The 21,943-nt window shown below is 42.3% G+C and carries 20 protein-coding genes and 1 tRNA gene; 17 read left to right on the plus strand and 4 right to left on the minus strand.

Going from position 1 to position 21,943, the window contains the following annotated elements; all coding sequences use genetic code 11:
- Positions 1-63: 63 nt before the first annotated feature.
- Together AB6811_RS10375 and ahcY are read left to right on the plus strand one after the other, a co-directional pair.
- Positions 64-1,074, plus strand: a complete 1,011-nt coding sequence (locus tag AB6811_RS10375) for a bifunctional riboflavin kinase/FAD synthetase (protein ID WP_369490391.1) — start codon at positions 64-66, stop codon at positions 1,072-1,074.
- A gap of 11 nt (positions 1,075-1,085) precedes the next feature.
- Positions 1,086-2,504: an adenosylhomocysteinase gene (gene ahcY / locus AB6811_RS10380; protein WP_369490392.1), complete on the plus strand. Its 1,419-nt coding sequence runs from the start codon at positions 1,086-1,088 to the stop codon at positions 2,502-2,504.
- A 35-nt stretch (positions 2,505-2,539) separates the two neighbouring features.
- On the opposite strand, the gene queG is transcribed toward ahcY, so the two are convergent.
- A complete protein-coding gene (gene queG / locus AB6811_RS10385) occupies positions 2,540-3,463 on the minus strand; it encodes a tRNA epoxyqueuosine(34) reductase QueG (RefSeq protein WP_369490393.1) in 924 nt (307 codons plus the stop codon).
- A gap of 87 nt (positions 3,464-3,550) precedes the next feature.
- Here queG and AB6811_RS10390 point away from each other — a divergent pair, with 87 nt between their 5' ends.
- From AB6811_RS10390 to fmt, 9 genes are all read left to right on the plus strand, one after another.
- The gene (locus AB6811_RS10390) at positions 3,551-3,766 is read left to right on the plus strand and encodes an RNA-binding S4 domain-containing protein (RefSeq protein ID WP_369490394.1); all 216 of its coding nucleotides are present in this window, start codon (positions 3,551-3,553) and stop codon (positions 3,764-3,766) included.
- A 5-nt stretch (positions 3,767-3,771) separates the two neighbouring features.
- Positions 3,772-4,689 carry a DUF4349 domain-containing protein gene (locus AB6811_RS10395; protein WP_369490395.1) on the plus strand — a complete coding sequence of 306 codons (918 nt, stop codon included), beginning with the start codon at positions 3,772-3,774 and terminating at the stop codon, positions 4,687-4,689.
- 282 nt (positions 4,690-4,971) lie between these two features.
- Positions 4,972-5,045 (plus strand) — tRNA-Met (locus AB6811_RS10400).
- Positions 5,046-5,557: 512 nt separating this feature from the next.
- A complete protein-coding gene (locus tag AB6811_RS10405; protein WP_369490396.1) occupies positions 5,558-5,959 on the plus strand; it encodes an START-like domain-containing protein in 402 nt (133 codons plus the stop codon).
- Between the two features lie 74 nt (positions 5,960-6,033).
- Positions 6,034-7,512, plus strand: a complete 1,479-nt coding sequence (locus AB6811_RS10410) for an LptF/LptG family permease (RefSeq protein ID WP_369490397.1) — start codon at positions 6,034-6,036, stop codon at positions 7,510-7,512.
- A gap of 7 nt (positions 7,513-7,519) precedes the next feature.
- Complete coding sequence (locus AB6811_RS10415) at positions 7,520-8,728, plus strand: glycosyltransferase family 4 protein (RefSeq protein WP_369490398.1); 1,209 nt, start codon at positions 7,520-7,522, stop codon at positions 8,726-8,728.
- Positions 8,725-9,906 carry a glycosyltransferase family 2 protein gene (locus AB6811_RS10420; protein ID WP_369490399.1) on the plus strand — a complete coding sequence of 394 codons (1,182 nt, stop codon included), beginning with the start codon at positions 8,725-8,727 and terminating at the stop codon, positions 9,904-9,906. Before AB6811_RS10415 ends, AB6811_RS10420 begins: the two co-directional genes overlap by 4 nt.
- A 67-nt stretch (positions 9,907-9,973) precedes the next feature.
- Positions 9,974-11,209, plus strand: coding sequence for a bifunctional 3,4-dihydroxy-2-butanone-4-phosphate synthase/GTP cyclohydrolase II (locus AB6811_RS10425; protein ID WP_369490400.1), 1,236 nt, complete (start codon positions 9,974-9,976; stop codon positions 11,207-11,209).
- Between the two features lie 6 nt (positions 11,210-11,215).
- Positions 11,216-12,196 (plus strand): methionyl-tRNA formyltransferase, encoded by a 981-nt coding sequence (gene fmt / locus AB6811_RS10430; RefSeq protein WP_369490401.1) that lies wholly within the window; start codon positions 11,216-11,218, stop codon positions 12,194-12,196.
- Here fmt and AB6811_RS10435 read toward each other — a convergent pair.
- Genes AB6811_RS10435 through panB form a run of 3 tightly spaced genes read right to left on the minus strand, consistent with a single transcriptional unit; the run spans position 12,191 to position 14,657 of the window.
- Entirely contained in the window at positions 12,191-13,126 is a 936-nt protein-coding gene (locus tag AB6811_RS10435; RefSeq protein ID WP_369490402.1) for a glucosaminidase domain-containing protein, read from the minus strand. The genes fmt and AB6811_RS10435 overlap by 6 nt on opposite strands.
- Positions 13,127-13,134: 8 nt before the next feature.
- Positions 13,135-13,833 (minus strand): RluA family pseudouridine synthase, encoded by a 699-nt coding sequence (locus AB6811_RS10440; RefSeq protein WP_369490403.1) that lies wholly within the window; start codon positions 13,831-13,833, stop codon positions 13,135-13,137.
- Positions 13,834-13,841: 8 nt separating this feature from the next.
- Positions 13,842-14,657, minus strand: a complete 816-nt coding sequence (panB, locus tag AB6811_RS10445; RefSeq protein WP_369490404.1) for a 3-methyl-2-oxobutanoate hydroxymethyltransferase — start codon at positions 14,655-14,657, stop codon at positions 13,842-13,844.
- A gap of 308 nt (positions 14,658-14,965) precedes the next feature.
- On the opposite strand from panB, the gene dnaK reads away from it, so the two are divergent.
- The 6 genes from dnaK to xseA all read left to right on the plus strand — a co-directional run bounded on the left by dnaK (position 14,966) and on the right by xseA (position 21,856).
- Positions 14,966-16,879 carry a molecular chaperone DnaK gene (dnaK, locus tag AB6811_RS10450; protein WP_369490405.1) on the plus strand — a complete coding sequence of 638 codons (1,914 nt, stop codon included), beginning with the start codon at positions 14,966-14,968 and terminating at the stop codon, positions 16,877-16,879.
- Between the two features lie 145 nt (positions 16,880-17,024).
- Positions 17,025-17,246 (plus strand): antitoxin VbhA family protein, encoded by a 222-nt coding sequence (locus tag AB6811_RS10455; RefSeq protein ID WP_369490406.1) that lies wholly within the window; start codon positions 17,025-17,027, stop codon positions 17,244-17,246.
- Positions 17,239-17,844, plus strand: a complete 606-nt coding sequence (locus AB6811_RS10460; RefSeq protein ID WP_369490407.1) for a Fic/DOC family protein — start codon at positions 17,239-17,241, stop codon at positions 17,842-17,844. Before AB6811_RS10455 ends, AB6811_RS10460 begins: the two co-directional genes overlap by 8 nt.
- A 186-nt stretch (positions 17,845-18,030) precedes the next feature.
- Complete coding sequence (locus AB6811_RS10465; protein WP_369490408.1) at positions 18,031-18,831, plus strand: toxin-antitoxin system YwqK family antitoxin; 801 nt, start codon at positions 18,031-18,033, stop codon at positions 18,829-18,831.
- A 14-nt stretch (positions 18,832-18,845) separates the two neighbouring features.
- Positions 18,846-20,483, plus strand: coding sequence for a S8 family serine peptidase (locus AB6811_RS10470; RefSeq protein ID WP_369490409.1), 1,638 nt, complete (start codon positions 18,846-18,848; stop codon positions 20,481-20,483).
- Positions 20,483-21,856: an exodeoxyribonuclease VII large subunit gene (gene xseA / locus AB6811_RS10475; protein ID WP_369490411.1), complete on the plus strand. Its 1,374-nt coding sequence runs from the start codon at positions 20,483-20,485 to the stop codon at positions 21,854-21,856. Before AB6811_RS10470 ends, xseA begins: the two co-directional genes overlap by 1 nt.
- Positions 21,857-21,943: the final 87 nt, after the last annotated feature.

Consider the following 21,943-nt stretch of genomic DNA (forward strand, 5'->3'; position numbering starts at 1 on the left):
AACAAGAAAAATATCATGAACAATAATATTACTTTGAAACAATAAATTTTTGCAAATTAGCATGTGAGTAAGCACAAGCCCAACATGATTATTATTCAACGTCCAAATCAAACGCGCCGCAAGGAATTAGCACTTACCTTAGGCTTTTTTGATGGCGTTCACCTTGGACACCGCGAGCTAATCCAAACAGTAGCTCACGATGCTGAAATCATGGGTTTGGAATCGGCTGTGCTAACTTTCTGGCCACACCCCAGACTTGTCCTCCATAAAGATCCTGAGAAACTTCGTTTCCTTAACACGCTTAACGAGAAAGCTAAAATAATTGCCAAGTTTGGAATAGACTATTTTATTGTTCAGGAATTTTCCCGGGATTTTTTCAATTTGGATGCCACCGATTTCATCAAATTGCTGGTTTACGAATATAAGGTTAAGCATTTTGTTATTGGTGCCGATCATCGCTTTGGGAAAGGAGGATCGGGCGATTCAGACCTTTTGAATAAACTTTCCGGCGAAATGGGTTTCACCGTGAAAGTGATCCCCTCGCAAAAAATTGAAGGAATTGATGTAAGCTCCACAAAGATACGCGAAGCGCTCCTAACTGGAAACCTTGAGCTGGCAAACCAGATGCTGGGTTACCCATACCTTATAACCGGTGCTGTTCAATCCGGCAATCAGCTTGGACGAAGAATCGGTTTCCCCACTGCCAACATTCGTCCTAACGATCCACTTAAACTTATTCCCAAGGAAGGGGTATATGCAGTGGTTGTTAACGCCAACGACACCATTTACAAGGGAATGCTTAACATCGGTTTTAGACCAACAGTTGGAACTGACAACAAGCAAACCATTGAAGTAAACATTTTCGATTTTGAGGAAGACCTTTACAATTCAGGCATTGAGGTTGCCCTTGTCGCCCGGTTACGGGACGAAAAACGTTTTGCCTCCGTTGAGCACTTGAAAGAGCAACTTGTTATTGATAAACAGAATGCCCTGGAAGCCTTAAAGAACGAAAAAGTTGAACGTTATCAAAACTTATTCCTAACTTTACGGCCCGAAAGGAATAATAACCAATAAAATCAATATTAATGGAACAAGTAATTCAGGCTACCTTACCCTACAAGGTTAAGGATATCGCATTGGCAGAATGGGGAAGGAAAGAAATCACTATTGCCGAAAAGGAAATGCCGGGACTAATGTCGCTTCGTAAGAAGTACGGTCCTCACAAGCCCCTTAAAGGGGCACGCATTACCGGTTCGCTCCACATGACCATACAAACCGCTGTACTTATTGAAACCCTTGTAGAACTGGGAGCACAGGTTCGTTGGGCAAGCTGCAACATTTTCTCAACTCAGGATCATGCTGCAGCAGCCATAGCAGCTGCAGGCATACCTGTATTTGCATGGAAAGGAGAAACCCTTGAAGAGTACTGGTGGTGTACCGCGCAGGCTCTTTCGTTCCCCGAAGGTAAAGGCCCAAACCTCATTGTTGACGATGGTGGCGATGCTACACTCCTTGTGCATTGGGGTTACAAAGCCGAGAACGACAAGTCGTTCCTGGATAGGGTGCCGTCGTCGCACGAAGAAAAGGTTATACTCTCACTACTCAAAGATATTTTGGCTAAAGAGCCTAACAAGTGGCATAACCTGGTGAAGGAACTTAAAGGTGTTTCGGAAGAAACTACTACCGGGGTTCATCGCCTTTACCAAATGCTTGAACGTAAAGAGTTACTTATACCTGCCATAAATGTTAACGACTCGGTTACCAAGAGTAAGTTCGACAACCTTTATGGATGCCGCGAATCGCTTGCCGATGGCATTAAGCGGGCAACCGATGTTATGATTGCCGGTAAGGTTGTTGTGGTATGCGGTTACGGCGATGTGGGAAAGGGTTGTGCACACAGCATGCGCTCCTACGGCGCCCGTGTGATAGTAACTGAAATTGATCCCATATGCGCCCTTCAGGCTGCCATGGAAGGTTTTGAGGTGAAAACCGTTGAGGACACTCTCGATGAGGGGAATATCTACGTTACCGCCACCGGCAACTGCGATGTTATTACCCTTGAACACATGCAACGCATGAAGGATCAAGCCATTGTTTGCAATATCGGCCATTTTGACAACGAGATTCAAATGGATAGGCTCAACTCCCAAAAGGATGTTAAGCGCATCAATATTAAGCCACAGGTGGATCAGTACACATTCCCCGATGGCCACTCCATTTTTATCCTGGCCGAAGGCCGACTGGTTAACCTTGGCTGCGCCACAGGCCATCCCAGCTTTGTGATGAGCAACAGTTTCTCCAACCAAACCCTTGCACAAATTGAGCTCTGGACTAAAAATCTACCCGTTGATGTGTACCGACTCCCCAAACACCTCGACGAGGAGGTTGCTCGCTTGCACCTTGAGCAAATTGGTGTTAAGCTTACCCAGTTGAGTTCAAAACAAGCGGAGTACATTGGTGTAAAACCCGAAGGGCCATACAAACCCGAACATTACCGTTACTAAACAATAAGAACTGCCGGAAACCTCCGGCAGTTTTTCTATCCTTTTGCTCTACCAATTAACTTTATTGCTCCCATAATTTTTTCATATCCTGCGCGTACTAGTGGAGTATTGCCAAATTTATGAGTAAACTCACTCTCGCTAAGACTTGCAAGTTCGGCAGCTTTAATCCCACTAAAAACATGGGTTTCCTGATCAACTCCATTAACCCGCACAGCCTTGCTGTTCCATGGGCAAACCTCCAGACAGATGTCGCAGCCAAAACACCATCCTTTTAGGTTGCTCACCTCATCATCGGCAATCACCTGTTTACGCTCAATAGTTAAGTATGATATGCACTTCCGTGCATCTACAGTACCCGGGGCAACTATAGCATTATTGGGGCAGGCATCCATGCATCGGGTACAAGAGCCACACCCATTTCGCTCCAGGTGAATGGTTGGCTCAATTTCAATATCAACAATAAGTTCCCCAATAAAAACGTAGGAACCTAAGTTCCTGTTAATAAGGTTCGAGTTCTTCCCAATCCATCCCAACCCAGCACGAACGGCCCACTCTCGCTCCATTACCGGCGCAGAATCAACAAATGCTCGCCCATTTATTTCACCATGGCTTTTCCGCATTCTGTTCAACATCTCCCAGAGCATTTCTTTCATCAGAGAATGGTAATCAACCCTGCAGGCATAACGGGCAATTCGGGGGGATTGAATGTTAACAGGCACATCGCCTGTATTGTATGAAAGTAAAACGCTTATCACCGATTTCGCCCCTGGAACCAACTTGGTAGGATCAAGCCTAACATCAATATTCCGCTCCATGTAGGCCATGGTTGCATGGTACTGATTATGCAACCACTTGAAGTATACCCCTTCAAGATTATTCAAGCGTTCGGCCCGGCTCACCCCACAAGCATGAAAACCAACATCTAGCGCAATACTGATAATATCTTCAGTCTTTACCATCGGTATTTATTTGCAAATACAAAGATTGTTAAATAGAATCGAAATTTAGCTTTTTTACTTAACTTGGTAAAAATTTGACATAATAGTATGATTGAGTTTGATATTGAAACGGAATATATTCAGCTGGATAAGCTACTCAAGGCATGCCGCCTTGTTTATAGCGGTGGCGAAGCCCACCAGCTTGTTGACGAAGGTCTTGTTAAGCTTAACGGGACAGTTGAAACCCGGCGGAGAGCAAAAATAAGACCTGGCGACAAGGTTCAGGTTGGTTCTGAAACAATAGTGGTAAAAACAAAAAAATAGATGTTATGGAAAAAAGAGTATCTTTTCTTTTGCTGGTAATGCTGGTAATATCAGTTATTGGCTGTGGCACAAAAAAGTCAAATGATTACGCAAATCTCGAATCGATTAGTTCAAATCGGAGTGAAGCCTTTACCGAAACGGTTGTTGATGATATTGCAGCTCCTGTAGCAAAAAGTGTTGCTGCGGTTGATATTGAGCCAAAAGTAATTAAAACAGCCAATGTGAGCATTGAGGTAGCCGATTACCTAAAATCGCGCCAAAAAGTAGATTCAATTGTGGCCAAGCATAAAGGCTTTGTAACTAACGAAGCATTCCAAGAAACCGATACCCAAAAAAGTAACAGCATAACCATTAGGGTACCGGCTCAAAACTTTGACCATCTACTTAGCGATATTGCTACTATTGCCAAAAGAGTCGATTACCAGAATATTTATACCCAGGATGTAACCGAAGAGTATATCGATGTTAAAACACGCTTGGAGAACAAGCAGGAAGTTGAAAGAACCTACAGGAAACATCTTCGCGAGGCAAAGAACATTGAGGATATTCTGAAGATTGAGAACAAGTTGGCCGAAATCCGTTCCGAAATTGAATCGGTTCAGGGAAGGTTAAAGTATATCGACAATCAGGTTAACCTAAGCACCGTGTCGTTATATCTGTACCAGAAATTGGAATACAAATATATCCCTGAGCAACTGCCTGGGTTCTGGCAAAGGGTAAAAGAAGGATTCCATTGGGGATGGAAAGGTTTTCTTTGGTTCCTAATCCTTCTGGTTAAGCTTTGGCCACTCTGGCTAGTTGGTGCTATTGCATATTTTGCAGTTATTCTGATTGAAAAGCAGATAAAAAGTCGCAAAAAGAAGGAAAAGAAGGCTAAGAAACTGCAAAAAAAGGCCAAGCAAACCGATAAAACCGTTATGTAACGGGTAACCCTTTTGGCTTGAAATACAGCGTTGAATTAAACTGCCCTGCAGAAAAAATTGCAAATAACCTTAAAACTATTTTGCGAATAAAAAATTTACTTATTTTTGCAGTGCTAAAAAAAATGCATTACCTGCTGAAACATGCTAGAATGCTGCATATTGAAGCAAGTGGCAATTTAAAATTGTGATGGCGAGGTAGTTCAGTTGGTTAGAGCGTCCCGATTTTATCGGGAAGGTCGCCAGTTCGAAATGTAAACGTTCTTTTTGAGATATTAGTTTGTTGGCGAGGTAGCTCAGTTGGTTAGAGCGCATGATTCATAATCATGAGGTCGCCGGTTCAATCCCGGCTCTCGCTACAAAGCCGAAAAGCCCGTAAACATTGAGTTTGCGGGCTTTTTTATTTTTAACCTTTACCAATAATAACCTAGTTCCCCCTCTGGGTAGCTCAGTTGGTTAGAGCGTCCCGATTTTATCGGGAAGGTCGCCGGTTCAATCCCGGCTCTCGCTACAAAGCCGAAAAGCCCGTAAACATTGAGTTTGCGGGCTTTTTTGTTTTCAACCTTTACCTAAAATAACTCATTTACCCCTTAAAGTAACTTAACTGGTTAGCGCGTCCTGATTTCATCGGGAAGGTCGCCGGCTCAATAGGAGTCATAGAGGTTATAATATCACTTACTTTAACATCAAGGTACCTAGCCACAACGGATTGCGCCCTCTTAAATAGGCTAACAATCTCTTTGTTTATTAACAACCTATTGTTAATAAATACCTTCAAAACATTGGCATAAGTATTGCATTTTATTTTTAAATTGCTTATGCTAAGTTCAAGAATTGGTATGAGCAGAGCGTAAATTTAAAACATTCAAGTATGAAAGGGACAGTAAGTACTAATCAAAAGGTTGAACTTGAGTATCAGGTTAACACCTCTCCCGGTGTGCTTTTTAAAAGGTTAAGCACCCCCCATGGTTTATCGGAATGGTTTGCGAACGATGTAAACCTTTCAGGGAATGTGTTCACTTTCATCTGGGACGGAGATACCCAAAAAGCTGAATTGGTTGATAAAAAGGAAAATAAGTTTGTTAAGTTTCGATGGATTACTGAGCAGAATGAGGCTGGCCACCATTTTGCTTTTAAACTTACGAAAGATGAACTTACCGGCGAGGTATCGCTTACCGTAATTGAAGAGGTTAATGAGGAGGAGGATATCGATGAGGTTGTTTCACTCTGGAACTACCAAATTGGTGAACTCAAACGGCTGATTGGGGCATAAGCTAAATATAAAAGCATCTGTCACTTTCAAGGAAAAACATTACATTTGTGATGTTTTTCCTTAATTTTTAATCCGTGAAAACACTTCATCGTTTTATCCTGAAATCGTATATTGGCCCGCTAGTAATGACATTTTTCATTACAATGTTCGTGCTGCTCATGCAGTTTCTCTGGAAGTATATCGACGATTTGGTTGGGAAAGGGCTGGGCTGGGATGTTATTGCAGAGCTTCTTTTATACGCATCGGCAGGACTTTTGCCCATGGCATTGCCACTTGCAACCCTACTCGCCTCGCTTATGACCATGGGCAACCTAGGGGAGAATAATGAGCTGCTCGCCATGAAATCGGCAGGAATCTCACTGCCCCGGATACTTACTCCACTTATAGTTCTTACCATTTTTATTAGCGTTGGAGCATTCTTTTTCTCAAACAATGTTCTGCCCTACACAAACCTTAAAATATCAACACTGCTCTACTCGGTTAAACAACAAAAACCAGAACTTATAATAAAGGAAGGGGTTTTTACCAACCTGATTGAAGGATACAGTATAAAAGTAGGCGACAAAGACCCAAATACCGGATTAATGCGCCGTATCCTTATTTACGATCACAGCAAGGACGAAGAAAACACTACCGTTACCTACGCCGATTCCGGTTACATGAAACCCACTGCCGATCAAAAGTTTTTGGTAGCCACACTCTATAGCGGTAATAGCTACAAGGAGGTTAGGGATAATCGAAAGCCCCGTTACAGCTATAAGGAAAAACTCCCAGCCCAGAAGCAAACCTTTGAAAAGGAAGTAATCATATTTGAACTAAAAGGTTTTGAGCTTCAGCGTGCCGATGAGAGTTTTTTCAAGGACAGCTACCAAACCCAAAATATTGCCCAGCTAGAAAAAACGGAGGATTCACTTTCCAAAGCATTTAACACTCAAATAGAATCATTCTCGCAACATGTAATCAGGAGTAGTATCTTCCGAAATCCATACTGGGGCCGTCGCCAAAACGATGTTAAAGTCACACGTAGTTTGAATGTTGATTCCCTTTACAATACACTACCTCCCGTAGAAAAAATTTCGGCACTGGAGCGAGCCATGGAATTTGCCCGCTCAACCAAGAGCTATGTCTCATCGTCAAAGGATGAATTTTTCTATAAACAAAAGTATATTGCCCGGCATATGATTGAATGGCACCGAAAATTCACCCTTGCATTTGCATGCTTTGTATTCTTTTTCATAGGAGCACCACTTGGGGCCATAATCAGGAAGGGAGGCTTGGGTACACCTGTTGTGATTTCGGTTCTTTTCTTCATTATCTACTACATCATAAACATTACCGGCGAAAAGTTTGCTCGCGAACTTTACTGGACCCCCTTTGTGGGCATGTGGATTTCATCGTTTATTCTTCTTCCCCTAGGGATATTCCTCTCTTACAAGGCAACAACCGATTCAGTGATCATGAATGCAGATTTCTACATTGAAAAGGTTAAAAAGCTGTTTAGCTTTAGCACGACAAGAAAAAAGCATACCGAATTATCGCCTAAAACCGAATAAATTTTAAATGCGAATCCTTATAATTTCACACAAACCACCCTACCCCAGTGTTGACGGAGGAACACTGGCAACCCTTAATATGTGCCTAGGACTAGCCAAAGCAGGCAATAATGTAACCGTACTAACCTTAAGTACCCAAAAGCACCCCAGCTCACTGGAAATAATTCCAAATGAGATTAAAGCTCTTATTAACTTTGAAATACTACACGTTAATATTAAAACAACCCTTTTAGGGTACATACTCAACTTCATTTTTTCGCTTCGCCCCTATAACATTGAGCGATTCATAAGTACCCCCTTTAAAAGGTTAATAAGAAAAATTCTTTTGAACGAGTATTTTGATGTTGTTCAGCTTGAGGGTTTATACCTTTACCCATACATTAGTACCATTCGCAGTCATTTTAGGGGAACCCTTTCGCTTAGGAGCCATAATGTGGAGCATCATATTTGGCTAAAACTTGCCGAAAACGAAACCAATAAGCTCAAAAGGTTCTATTTTAGGATTCTTGCCAAACGTTTGGCCAGGGTTGAATCGAACATTTCAAGTAAGGTTGATGCCCTTGTAGCCATAGCTGAGCCCGACAGGCAATGGTTTGTGGAAAATAATTTTAACAAACCAACAATTACTATCCCTGCTGGGTACTTAAAGGAGGAGGTTGCAGAAGATATTGAACCTGTTGACTTCCCATCAATATGTTACATAGGCGCATTGGATTGGTTGCCAAATACAGAAGGTTTAAATTGGTTTATCAACTGGGTTTGGCCACGTATTCAATCGGAAATTCCTGAGATAGAGTTTCATATTGCCGGACGAAACGCCTCAGAGGAACTGGCAGAAAGACTTATTACCGAGCGCAACATCATTTTTCATGGCCAGGTAGCCAATTCATCTACTTTTCTGAGTAGATGCCCAATAATGGTCGTACCTCTACTCTCAGGTAGTGGAATTCGGATTAAAATTATTGAGGGCATGTACCTGCAAAGAGCCATTGTTGCCACAAGTATGGCAGTTAAAGGTATTGATATCAAGCACAACGAGCACATTCTCATAGCCGATTCGCCCGATGAATTTGCCAAAGCGGTATGCTCGCTAATCTACAACCCCAACCTAGGAAAGAAAATTGCGCATAACGCCATGGAATTTGCTCAAAATAACCTCGATGCTATTGTGCTGGCCGAAAAACTTACCCAGTTTTACAAACAACTTGAGGGATGATGCTCCATTTTCTTTTCTGGCTAACAATTGGTATAGTTCTTTACACATACTGCATATACTTACTGGTACTTTGGATATTATGTGTAAAACGGGGAAAAAACAATTCACCTGAAAACAATATTAGTCAACTTCCAGAAGTGACCATCGTTATTGCCGCACATAACGAGGAAAAATACATATTAGCAAAATATCAAAACACCCTAGCCCTGAACTATCCTTCCGGAAAATTATTCCAGCTCTGGGTTGACGATGGAAGTACCGACAGCACCCATGAAACGCTAAGTAACCTTAATGGCATTACGTTCATTTCGAACCCTGAACGGTTAGGAAAAGCCCAATCCATTAACAATGCCATGAAACTGGTAAAAACTCCTTTTACTGTATTCACTGATGCCAATACATTTCTATCCCAAAACTCAATAATTGATTTGATTAAGCATCTGGAAAACCCTGAAGTGGGTTGCGTTGCAGGCCAGAAGAAAATATTGTGGAGCCACTCCGATGCCTTAGCATCGAAAGGTGAAGGATTATACTGGAGATTTGAATCGTTTGTAAAAATGGCAGAAAGCTGCTCAGGTTCAACACTTTCAGGCACAGGTGAACTATATGCTATTCGAACAAATCTATTTAGCCCCATACCAATAAACACCATACTCGACGACTTTGAAATATCGGCAAGTATTATTAAACAGGGATATAAGGTTAAATACGATAATCGAGCAGTAGCTTCGGAAACCGGCTCCCTTACGGTAGAGGATGAGAAAAAACGAAAGGTAAGAATAGCTGCTGGGTGCTTTCAAGCACTTGGTAGGCATGCATATCTACTTAATCCATTTAAAAATACCGAAGTGGCTTTTAAGTTTTTTTCACATAAGCTTTTACGATGGGTTTTGGTACCTCCTGCAATTGTTGGTGCACCGTTCTTAAATGCTGCCATTCTATTATTATATCCAGATAGTTCCATTATCTACTTAGCTTCCATGCTTACTATTACATTTTTTTACCTTTTAGTAGCCATAGGATACCTTTTCCGGAATCGCAGCAATGTGCATCCCATGGTTACCTTCCCATACTATGGTTTTATGATGAATATTACCATGCTTAAAGGGTTAATTATTTTCTTAACTGGCAAACAAACACATATTTGGGAAAAGGCAAACCGAAAAGCTGACATTTAGCAAGATATTTTTCCTTTCAAAATACTAATTTTGCGTCATCCTTTTTAATCATTTTATTGGCAGCACAATGGCAAACAACGACGAGATTAAACTAAATACCATCGAAGAGGCAATTGAAGAGCTTCGTAATGGAAGAGTAATAATAGTAGTTGACGATGAGGATAGGGAGAACGAGGGCGATTTCATTGCTGCTGCTGAGCTAATCACACCTGAAATAATTAACTTTATGGCTAAGTATGGGCGTGGGCTAATTTGTGCATCACTGCCCGAAAAGCGCTGCGACGAGCTGGAACTTGAGCTCATGGTAGGCCGTAACACCGCTCTGCACCATACAGCCTTTACCGTATCGGTCGACCTTATTGGAAACGGATGTACAACTGGTATATCGGCAGCCGATAGAGCCAAAACCATAAAGGCACTTGTTGACCCCAATACTAAACCGGAAGACCTTGCCCGACCGGGTCATATTTTCCCACTACGTGCCAAAGAAAAGGGCGTTTTACGTCGCCCAGGCCATACCGAGGCAGCCATTGACCTTACACAGCTTGCCGGCCTAACCCCCGGTGGTGTATTGGTTGAAATAATGAACGACGATGGCACCATGGCACGCCTTCCCCAGCTTGTTAAGGTTGCCCAGGAGTTCAACCTGAAAATTGTAACCATAAAGGACCTAATTAGCTATAGGCTGAAGTTTGAAAGTATTGTTGAGAAAGGTGTTAGGGTAAAACTCCCTACGGAGTTTGGCGATTTTGCGCTTATACCTTTCCGCCAGAAGTCGAACGGGCTTGAGCATGTTGCCCTGATTAAAGGCGAATGGGAACCCGATGAGCCCGTTCTGGTTCGCGTACACTCCTCGTGCGTTACCGGCGACATTTTTGGCTCGTACCGTTGCGATTGCGGCCCTCAACTCCATGAGGCCATGAAGATGATTGACAATGCAGGTAAAGGGGTGCTGGTTTACCTTAATCAGGAAGGGCGTGGCATAGGCCTTTTCAATAAGATACATGCGTATAAGCTCCAAGAGGAAGGGATGGATACAGTTGATGCCAACGTGGAACTTGGATTCCAGCCCGATGAGCGCGACTATGGTGTGGGAGCAAGTATTTTACGCGAAGTTGGTGTAAAAAACATGCGGCTTATTACCAACAACCCTAAAAAGATGAGTGGGCTTGAGGGGTATGGATTACACGTAGTTGAAAATATACCTTTAGTAATACCACCAAATCCTTACAACGAATTTTACCTAAAGACTAAACACGAACGCATGGGACACATCAACCTTTTCAACCCCAAAAAGGAATAAAACCCAATGCCAGCAAAGGAATCACCCCGTATTGTTTACATGGGCACGCCCGAGTTTGCCGTTGAACCACTTAGGGCGATTATTGAAGCAGGGTACAACGTGTCAGCGGTAGTCACTGTTCCTGATAAACCCGCAGGCCGAGGTTTAAAACTTCAGCCCTCACCGGTTAAAGTATTTGCCGAGCAAAACCATATTCCCGTACTTCAGCCAGAAAAGCTCAGGGATCCGCAGTTCATTCAAACACTGAAAGAGATAAATCCCGATATTACCGTAGTTGTTGCCTTTAGGATGTTACCAAGGGATGTTTGGCAAATTCCTCGTTTAGGAACCTTTAACCTTCATGCCTCGCTTTTGCCCCAGTACAGGGGTGCTGCACCCATTAATTGGGCAATCATAAATGGTGAAAAGGAAACCGGAATTACCACTTTTTTACTTGATGAACAGATTGATACTGGTAATATCCTTCTTCAAAAGAGTGTACCCATAGGCGAAACCGAAACCGCCGGCGAACTCCACGATAGGCTAATGTATCAGGGGGCAGGACTTGTTGTTGAAACAATAAACATGCTTTATGCTGGTAACATCAATCCTATTCCTCAAAACCAAATCAAGGTAAGTGGAGAGCTAAAACCAGCCCCAAAAATTTTTAAGGAAACCTGTCGTGTTGACTGGAACAATCCATCCCAAAAAGTTTTCAACCATATTAGGGGGCTTAGTCCATACCCTGCTGCATGGACCGAACTTAAAACCAAAAGAAACAATGTTGAAACAATTATACCTATAAAGATTTACCAGGCGGAAAAACTTGACCAGGCTCAATCACAAAGGCCTGGAACGGTGAAAACCGATGGAAAAACACACCTCCATATTTTTTGTTCACAGGGTGCAATTGCGCTAAAAACTGTTCAGCAGGCAGGTAAAAAAGCCATGGGAATTGAAGAGTTCCTAAGGGGATGGCAGAATGCTGAGTTTATCGAAGTACTATAACGGTTTACGTTTCCTCAAGTAAATTAGTTGACCCACCTCTGGTTCATCGCCCGGTTTCATTCTATTTTTCCGGTAAAGTGATTTTAACTTAACGCCGTACATCTGCGAAATTTTATACATGGTTTCGCCCTCTTCCGCTGTATGAACAGGATTCGACCTATCTGCTTTCCATCGTTTGGGCTGTATGTATAGTTCCTGCCCAGGGCGAATCACTGAATCGCGAGTCAAATCGTTGTACCTGTAAAGCTGCCAGGGCATTAAATCTAACTCCCTAGCTAACGATTCAAAAGTATCGCCATCCTTGGCAACAATATATTTTACCCTGTTTCGGGTGAAAACAGGCCGAGTTTTGTAAAGGTCAATTTCGTAATTATCCCAATCGGTTACAACCGTTTTGGGTGGCTTAATGGCAACGGTAATTCCCTGATCGAATCGGAAAAGCTCATTGTCCTCAATTATCTTAATAAGCAGCTCTGCATACTTTGGGTTAGTAGCATAACCAGCTTTCTTGAGCCCATGGGCCCATGCCTTATAATCGGTTGGGGTCAAATCGAATAGGAAAGCATAGCGCTTTCCGCCTCTGAGAAAAAGACTATGGTCGTTAAACGATTGCTCCGGATTTTTGTATTTTCTAAAGCACTCCCCTTTTCGGTCGTCATCGTGGTAAATGGTTGCACCAGTCCAGTCCTTATGGCACTTTATCCCAAAGTGGTTATTGGCCTTTACAGCCAATGTGCTATTCCCATTATCGCTTTCCAGCATGGCCTGGGCAAGAGTAATACTTGCAGGTACGCCAAACTGCTTCATATTATTAACGGCAATATGCGAATACATGCTAATGTATTCCTCGCGCGAAATCTTGTTTTGGGCAAATACAGATAGATGAATCCCTGTAAGGATAAAAAACAATGCTGCTAAAATCCTATTCATAGCTAAAACTACTCTAAGCCTAACAACAAAAACTCATTCCATAACTTTTCTTTGGGAGGAGGAGCTACAATTTTTATTTCCTCCCCAGAAATTGGATGGGTAAATGCAAAAACCCTTGAATGCAGATCGATACCTCCATCTGGGTTAGAACGGGGATAGCCATATTTTAAATCGCCTCGAATTGGACATCCAATTTTCGAGAGTTGAGCACGTATTTGGTGATGCCTACCGGTAATCAAATCTATTACTAACAGGTAGTAATTTTCAGTTCTACCAACAAGTTCATACTTAAGCTTGGCAATTTTTGAGCCGTGCACCTCACGGTGATATACAAACGATTTATTTTTTTTGTTATCGCGCAAAAGATAATGAACAAGGGTTTGCGATTCAACTGGAGGTTGATTCTTTACAATAGCCCAATACTTTTTGGTGATTTTCCCTTCCTGAAAAAGATTATTGATACGGCTTAACCCTTTGCTGGTTTTTGCAAAAAGCACTACTCCACTCACAGGCCTATCAATCCGGTGGGTTACTTCCAGGAATACGCGACCTGGCTTATTGTCGCGCTCTTTAATAAACCGCTTAACCGTTTCAACCAACGATTCATCGCCGGTTTTGTCGGCTTGAACAATCTCACCACAGTTCTTATTTACCGCTAAAAAATGGTTATCCTCGTAAAGGATTCTGTCGCTTGAAAAATTTATCATTTTCAGTATTAGTATTGCTCACGTTCATTGGGAAAATCGAGCGATTTCACATCGCTAATATAGGCTTGAAATGCTCCAAGCATTTCAGCGTAAAGGTTGTGGTACCGCCTGAGAAAGCGTGGCGAGAACTCCTGGTTAATACCAAGCATATCGTGGGTAACCAGCACTTGACCATCTACGTCACTGCCAGCACCAATTCCAATTACAGGTATTTTCAGCTCCGAGGCAACCTTTTTTCCTAATGCGGCGGGAATTTTTTCAAGCACTATGGCAAAACAGCCTGTTCTTTCTAGCAAATGTGCATCTTCAACCAGTTTCTTGGCCTCAGCTTCCTCGCGTGCCCTTACAACGTAAGTTCCAAACTTATGGATTGACTGTGGGGTAAGCCCTAGATGCCCCATAACCGGTATCCCTGCAGATAGGATTCGCTCCACGGAGTCAATAATCTCCGAGCCACCCTCGAGTTTAACGGCATCGGCTCCGCTCTCCTTCATAATTCGAATGGCCGAACGTAATGCTAATTTGGAGTTGCCCTGGTAGGTTCCAAAGGGCATATCAACAACAACCAATGCACGTTTTACTCCACGTACCACTGAACTGGCATGGTAAATCATCTGGTCAAGGGTGATAGGGAGTGTTGATATATGGCCTGCCATTACATTCGAAGCAGAGTCGCCTACCAGCAATACGTCAATTCCAGCGGCATCGAGTATCCGAGCCATTGAATAGTCGTACCCTGTCAGCATTGCTATTTTTTCACCCCTGACCTTCATTTCCTGAAGCACATGGGTGGTTACCACTTTAACTTTACTCTCGCTCGACATAAGTATTAAACTTTAAGGATTGTCAAAGGTAATCTATTATTCAGGAAAACCTAAGCTAATTTATTAAAATTGAAAAAACTGACAAAAAGACACAATTAGAGTTTACTTACTGAAATCCTGAACATTATAAATACATCAACTCAAATATAAACACAGAAACCTGACAAAGGATTACTGAAAAACTAAAAATTTTGTGACAGATTTTCGTCTTTCAGTCCATTTTTGGGGTTGGCACAATGATTGAACAAATTGAAAGGAATGCTTAAAAACGAAACAAATCAAAAGTATAACAATAAAAATCTACAGCAATGAGCAAAATAATTGGAATTGACCTAGGAACAACCAACTCATGCGTTGCCGTAATGGAAGGTAACGAACCGGTTGTTATAACAAACAGCGAGGGGAAACGCACTACCCCATCGGTAGTTGCATTTGCCGAAAACGGTGAGCGCAAGGTTGGCGACCCAGCAAAACGTCAGGCAATAATCAACCCCCAAAAAACCATATTCTCAATTAAGCGATTCATGGGCGAAACCTACGATAAGGTTGCCCAGGTTGAAATACCCCGTGTACCCTACAAGGTGGTTCGTGGCGATAACAACACTCCACGTGTAGATATTGATGGCCGCCTGTACACCCCTCAGGAAATATCATCAATGATTCTTCAGAAGATGAAGAAAACTGCTGAGGATTACCTGGGACACGAAGTAACCGAAGCCGTTATCACCGTACCAGCCTACTTTAGCGACTCGCAACGTCAGGCTACCAAAGAAGCTGGTGAAATTGCAGGTTTAAAGGTTCGTCGTATCATCAACGAGCCCACTGCCGCAGCACTGGCATATGGTCTCGATAAAAAGAATAAGGATATCAAGGTGGCAGTGTATGACCTTGGTGGTGGTACTTTCGATATTTCAATCCTTGAACTTGGCGATGGAGTTTTTGAGGTTAAGTCAACCAATGGCGATACCCACCTTGGGGGCGATGACTTTGACCAAGTAATTATTGATTGGCTGGCTGAAGAGTTCCTGAAAGATGAAGGAGTTGACCTCCGTAAAGACCCTATGGCACTCCAACGCTTAAAGGAGGCTGCAGAAAAGGCTAAGATTGAGCTCTCAAGCACCACAACTACCGAAATCAACCTTCCGTACATCATGCCCGTTAACGGCATACCCAAGCACCTGGTTAAAACCTTAACCCGAGCCCAGTTTGAGAAACTGGCCGACCACCTCATTCAGCGTACCGTTGAACCATGCCGTAAAGCTTTAGCCGATGCAGGCTTACAGCCTTCCGATATCGACGAGGTAATCTTAGTTGGTGGTTCAACCCGTATCCCTAAGGTTCAAGAGGTAGTTGAAAAATTCTTCAACCGCAAACCCAATAAGAGCGTAAACCCTGATGAGGTTGTTGCTGTTGGTGCAGCCATCCAGGGTGGCGTGCTTACCGGTGAGGTAAAGGATGTTCTGCTGCTTGACGTTACACCTCTTTCGTTGGGTATCGAAACCTTAGGTGGTGTTTTCACCAAGCTGATTGAAGCTAATACCACCATCCCTACCCGTAAAACCGAGGTATTTACAACCGCTGCCGATAATCAACCTTCGGTTGAAATACATGTGCTTCAAGGTGAACGTCCCTTGGCTAAGGACAACAAAACAATTGGACGTTTCCACCTTGATGGAATACCACCTGCCCCACGTGGCGTACCCCAAATTGAGGTTACTTTCGATATCGACGCAAATGGTATTTTACATGTAACCGCTAAGGATAGAGGTACAGGCAAGGAGCAAAAGATACGTATTGAGGCCTCATCGGGTCTTACCGAAGAGGAAATCAAGCGCATGCGGGAGGAAGCCAAGCGTAACGAGGAGGCCGACCGTAGGGAGAAAGAGCGTATCGAGAAGATTAACGCTGCCGACAGCTTGATATTCCAAACCGAAAAGCAACTCAAAGAGTTTGGCGATAAACTCCCTGCCGACAAGAAAGCTCCCATTGAAGCAGCACTTGGTAAACTTAAGGACGCTCATAAGAGCCAGGATTTAGCTGCCATTGAGAACGCAACCAACGAACTCAATGCTGCATGGCAGGCTGCATCGGAGGAACTTTACAAAGCGCAAGCACAAGCTAACGCTGGTGCTGGCCAACAGGCCAATGCCAACGCAGGTAGTTCATCATCATCGGGCAACGACCAGGAAGTAACCGATGTTGATTTTGAAGAGGTGAAATAACCCGAATGGATACTAACCAAAGCCGCCTAAAAGGCGGCTTTTTTTATATTATACTGTTTCCTATAGACCCTTCTAATAACACTTTAGAATAAAGATTTGACGAAGATTTTTTTTAAATTTGAAGAAATTTAAGAACTGAAAAGAGATGTTCAATGCAATTGAAGTAGACAGAAAGAATCTGACGATAATGGGGGTCAAATTTTCGGACCTGAAAACTTTAGAACTCACAGCAAAGGCTTTGGGGAGTAACATGTTTGAAGGATTTACACCAACTCAAAAAGGAATTGAAATTATAAGGGATTATGTTACTGGAAAAATATCCCTAACAGAACTTGTGGCATTTGCAAAACAAAAAGCCTATGTCTAATTCATACAAGTACATAGACCCAGACTACAGCTACATTGACCCCAAGACAGGAATTTTAAGAAATTTACTGGATATATCAGACCCCGAAGTATTACTCTTTGTTGAGAGTAGTGCGGTAACTAAACGACTTTTGGAACTTTACGAGAACCCGATAAAAATTAGGGGAATTGACAGCCTTTTTGAAATTCATAGACATTTGTTTCAAGATATTTACATTTGGGCTGGAAAAAAACGGGTTGTTGAAATCAGCAAAGACGGCAAACAATTCTTCCCAACTACTTACTTTGACAACGCTTTTAGCTATATTGACCAACTAATTGATGAGTACAGGAAAATCCCGAAAAACAACAAAAGGAAATTAGCAGAGAAATTGGCAGAAATATTAGACAATGTTAACTATTTGCATCCCTTCAGAGAAGGAAATGGACGAGCACAAAGAGAATTTATTCGGCTGTTGGCTTTGGAAAAGGGCTTGATATTAAATCTAAACCCACCAGACAATATAAGTGTTTACGAACGTTATATGAAAGGGACTGTTGAAAGCGATGTTACAACGCTGACTGAGCTTATCTTTGAACTTATTACAGATGATAAATGAGAAATAAAAGGTTAATTTCAAGTGTTTTGTTTAATGGCAATATAGGAGGTTTGAATATTTATATTGCATCAACTTTTTGACTTGTTGACAATTTTAACTTATAAATCTTGCACTTTACCATAAACCATTTTTTTATACTAACCAAAGGCATTCAATTTGCAATAGAACTTAATAAAAACAGTAAGCATGAAACGTATATTGGCTTTTTTAGTTCTACTTATTTTTTCCGGATTAGCCATTGGGCAAACTGATGGTGCAAAAAACCAACTTGATAGTAAAAACCGAAAGCAGGGTTACTGGTGCAAGTATTACCCAAACGGCAAAAAAGCCTATGAGGGTTGGTTCAAGGACGATAAACCAGTTGGAGAATTTAAGCGTTACCACCAAAACGGAGAGCTAAAGGTGATAATGGTTTACTCCGAGTCTTCACCTTATGTAATCACTACTTTCTTCAACGAAGACGGAAAAAAAATTGTTAGCGGTTTTTACAAAAATCAGCAAAAGGATAGCCTTTGGCAGTATTACTCCTTAAACGGGAAATTGATTTTTGAGGAACGATACACGAACGGTCTGAAGAACGGAAAAACTAGAAGTTTTTACCCTTCGGGTAAAGTTCTGGAAAGTGCAAGTTACACCAATGGAAACCTGAATGGTTTGGTAGTCCAGTTTTTTGAGAATGGGTTAAACAAAAGCATTATCCCATATACAAATGGTGAGATTGATGGCACTATGAAAGTGTTTAACCCCAATGGTACAACAAGAATAGAGGGGGCTTACGTTAAAGGGCTTAAGCATGGCGAATGGAAATTTTACGATACCGACGGAAAATTAACTCAAACCATAAAATATTTCAATGGAGTAGCCGAGAATGAAAATGAACTCATCGAAAAGGAATCGAAATACATTGAATCGCTCTTAAAGAATGCAGGAAAATTAAAGGAGCCATCAATTGCCGATGTAATGAACTCAATGGGAACCCGATACTAAAATCAATGCCTGTTATGAAAAATTACCAAAACCATTTAAGAAGCATTCTTTTACTTTTTATAATTTCAGGTTTATTGCCACTAAGGGCTTCCGCTCAGGCAAAATATTTTATAGCATTTACTGACAAACAGAATTCAACATATTCCGTTGATAACCCAAATGAATTTTTATCGGCAAGGGCTATTGAACGACGGGCAAAACAGGGCATTGCCATATCCACCGATGATTTACCGGTATCGCCAGCTTATGTAAACCAGGTTGCTCAGAGCGCCACAATGGTTCATTACTCCCTACGCTGGTTTAATGGCGTTGTTGCCACTTTAACCCCCGAGCAGCTAACAAGCGTGCAAGGATTACCCTTTGTAAAAAAGATAACCAAAATTTATGAACCGGCAAAGACAGAATCCGATGATAAAACGGAGTGGCAGCCCCTTGGACCAACTGAAAAAAGGGAATTTGCAGGGTTAAACTACGGCACATCGTACACTCAAATTGCTATGATGAATGGCCACTTGCTTCACGCCAATGGTTACCTTGGTCAGGAAAAAGTTATTGCAGTGCTCGATGCAGGATTCCTGAATGTTAATACCCACAATGCTTTCGATAGCCTTTGGCAAAGAGGACGCATACTGGGTGCTCGTGATTTTGTGAACCCGCAATCGGATATTTATAAGGAGCATTACCACGGCACAATGGTACTATCGGCCATGGGGGGATATATTGACGGGCAACTAATTGGCACAGCCCCAAGGGCTAATTATTGGCTAATTAGAACCGAAGATGCGGCCACCGAGCAAATAATTGAGGAATACAATTGGGCTGCAGGTGCGGAGTTTGCCGATAGTGTTGGAGCTGACATCATTAACTCCTCGTTGGGTTATACCACTTTTGATGTTGCCAGCCAAAATCACACCTATCAGGATCTTAATGGCAATACAGCCCCTGTCACACTTGCTGCCAACATGGCAGCAAGCAAAGGAATGGTTGTGGTTGTGAGTGCTGGAAACGATGGGAACGCCCCCTGGCACTACATTTCGGTTCCTGCCGATTCGCCAAACGTTCTAACAGTAGGTGCAGTAGATAACAAAAGAGTAAAGGCCGATTTCAGCTCATTTGGCCCCACGGCCGATGGAAGAATAAAACCCGATGTTTGCGCCATGGGTAAAGGGACTGTTTTGGCCATTGCTACCGGAACAACTGGAACTTCCAATGGTACATCTTTCTCATCACCCTTGATGGCTGGCATGGTGGCTTGCCTATGGCAGGCCAAACCATCGCTTACCGCACAACAAATTGTTGAGCTAGTTAAAAGCTCATCGTCAAGCTATGCATCACCCAACAACAGTACGGGTTACGGAATTCCTGATTTTGCGCAGGCATCAACTTCAAGCATTACTGATGATAGAAACAGTATAGAACTTTGGCCAAACCCCTTTACTTCAAAAATTAATATCCTTTTAGGAAAATCGTTCATACCAGCAAACATATCAATTTTCACAACCAACGGTCAGCTGATTTTAACTATGAATGCTTTTAGCGATGGTACTGGTCATGTTGAAATCAACATTTCTGAGGAATTGCCCAAAGGAATTTACCTGCTCTCAATAGATTTCTCAGGCAGTAGATACTACGTTACGGGTATTAAACAGTGATGGTAGAAAAACAGAAAACATACTCGCTCAAGGAGCTTAACCTGCTTGTAAAGGAAACCCTCAGCCAATACTTGTCGCAGGCATACTGGATTGTGGGTGAAATTAGCGAAATAAAGGAGCATTACTCGGGACATTGCTACCTTGAACTCATCCAAAAGGACGAAGAATCGGACAACATTGTGGCACGTGCAAGGGCCACAATATGGTCGTACAGCTACCGCATGCTTAAACCCTACTTTGAATCCACAACTGGCCGTAAACTTTCTCCCGGCCTTAAGGTTATGGTGCTGGCACAGGTAAGTTTTCATGAGGTTTACGGCTACAGCCTAAATATTACTGACATTGAACCCACATTCACCATCGGCGATTTGGAGCTAAAACGGCGCGAAACCATTAACCGCCTTATAGCCGACGGTGTATTTGACATGAATCGTGAACAAACTCTGGATTTACTCCCTAACAGAGTTGCTGTAATATCGTCACCGCAGGCTGCTGGATACGAAGACTTCAGGAAGCAACTGCTGGGCAACAAAGCCCGATACCGTTTCAGCATCAAGCTTTTTGAAGCCGTTATGCAAGGCGAAGACGCTGAAAACTCAATAATTCAGGCACTTTCGAATATCTACAATGAGATAGATAGGTTTGACCTTGTGGCAATTGTTCGTGGGGGTGGCGCCTCTGCCGACCTATCGTGCTTTGATTCATACAGTATTGCAAGCCATATTGCGCAGTTTCCTCTGCCCGTTATCACCGGAATTGGCCATGAAAAGGACACAACAGTTGCCGATTTGGTTGCTTTCAAAGCAGTAAAAACACCTACTGCCCTTGCGGAGTATCTTATCGATTTAGCTAGCGAGGCTGAGCAGCTTTACCTCACACTACTTGACAGCCTAGTGGAACTATCAACTAGCTACACCGAAAGTTCAAAGTCACAACTGATTGTTTATGCCGATCAACTCAAATCGGCAAGTCAGCTTACGGTGTTTCACCATAAAAACAGGCTGACAAAAACCTGGTCTTCGCTACCAGTACTTGCAAAGTTTTACATGTTTAAGAGCTTGTCACAAGTACAAGGTTTGAAAGAACAGGTAAAGTCTGCAACCGAAAACTACATTAATACTCCAAAAATCGCCATAGAAAAATATCAAAAGGACTTAAAAAAGTTTACGCTTCAAACCATATCGGCAAACAAACAAAAAGTAGATTTTTTTGGCAGACTGATAGAAACAATGAACCCAATAAATACGTTAAAGAAAGGGTTTACAATAACCATGATTGACGGAAAAACCATTAAAAACGCTAGTGAAATTGGGAAAGGCAGCTTGTTAACAACTAAATTTTGGGATGGCGAAATTAAAAGTGTTGTGAAATAGATTTTATTCGTAATTCAATGTCGTTTAGTTAAGCAAAAGGATAGGAATAGCTCATACAGAATAGGATATAGGGGAAAATAGTTCTTT

It is taken from the genome of Tenuifilum sp. 4138str (genome assembly GCF_041102575.1).
GTDB classification, from domain to species: Bacteria; Bacteroidota; Bacteroidia; order Bacteroidales; family Tenuifilaceae; genus Tenuifilum; species Tenuifilum osseticum.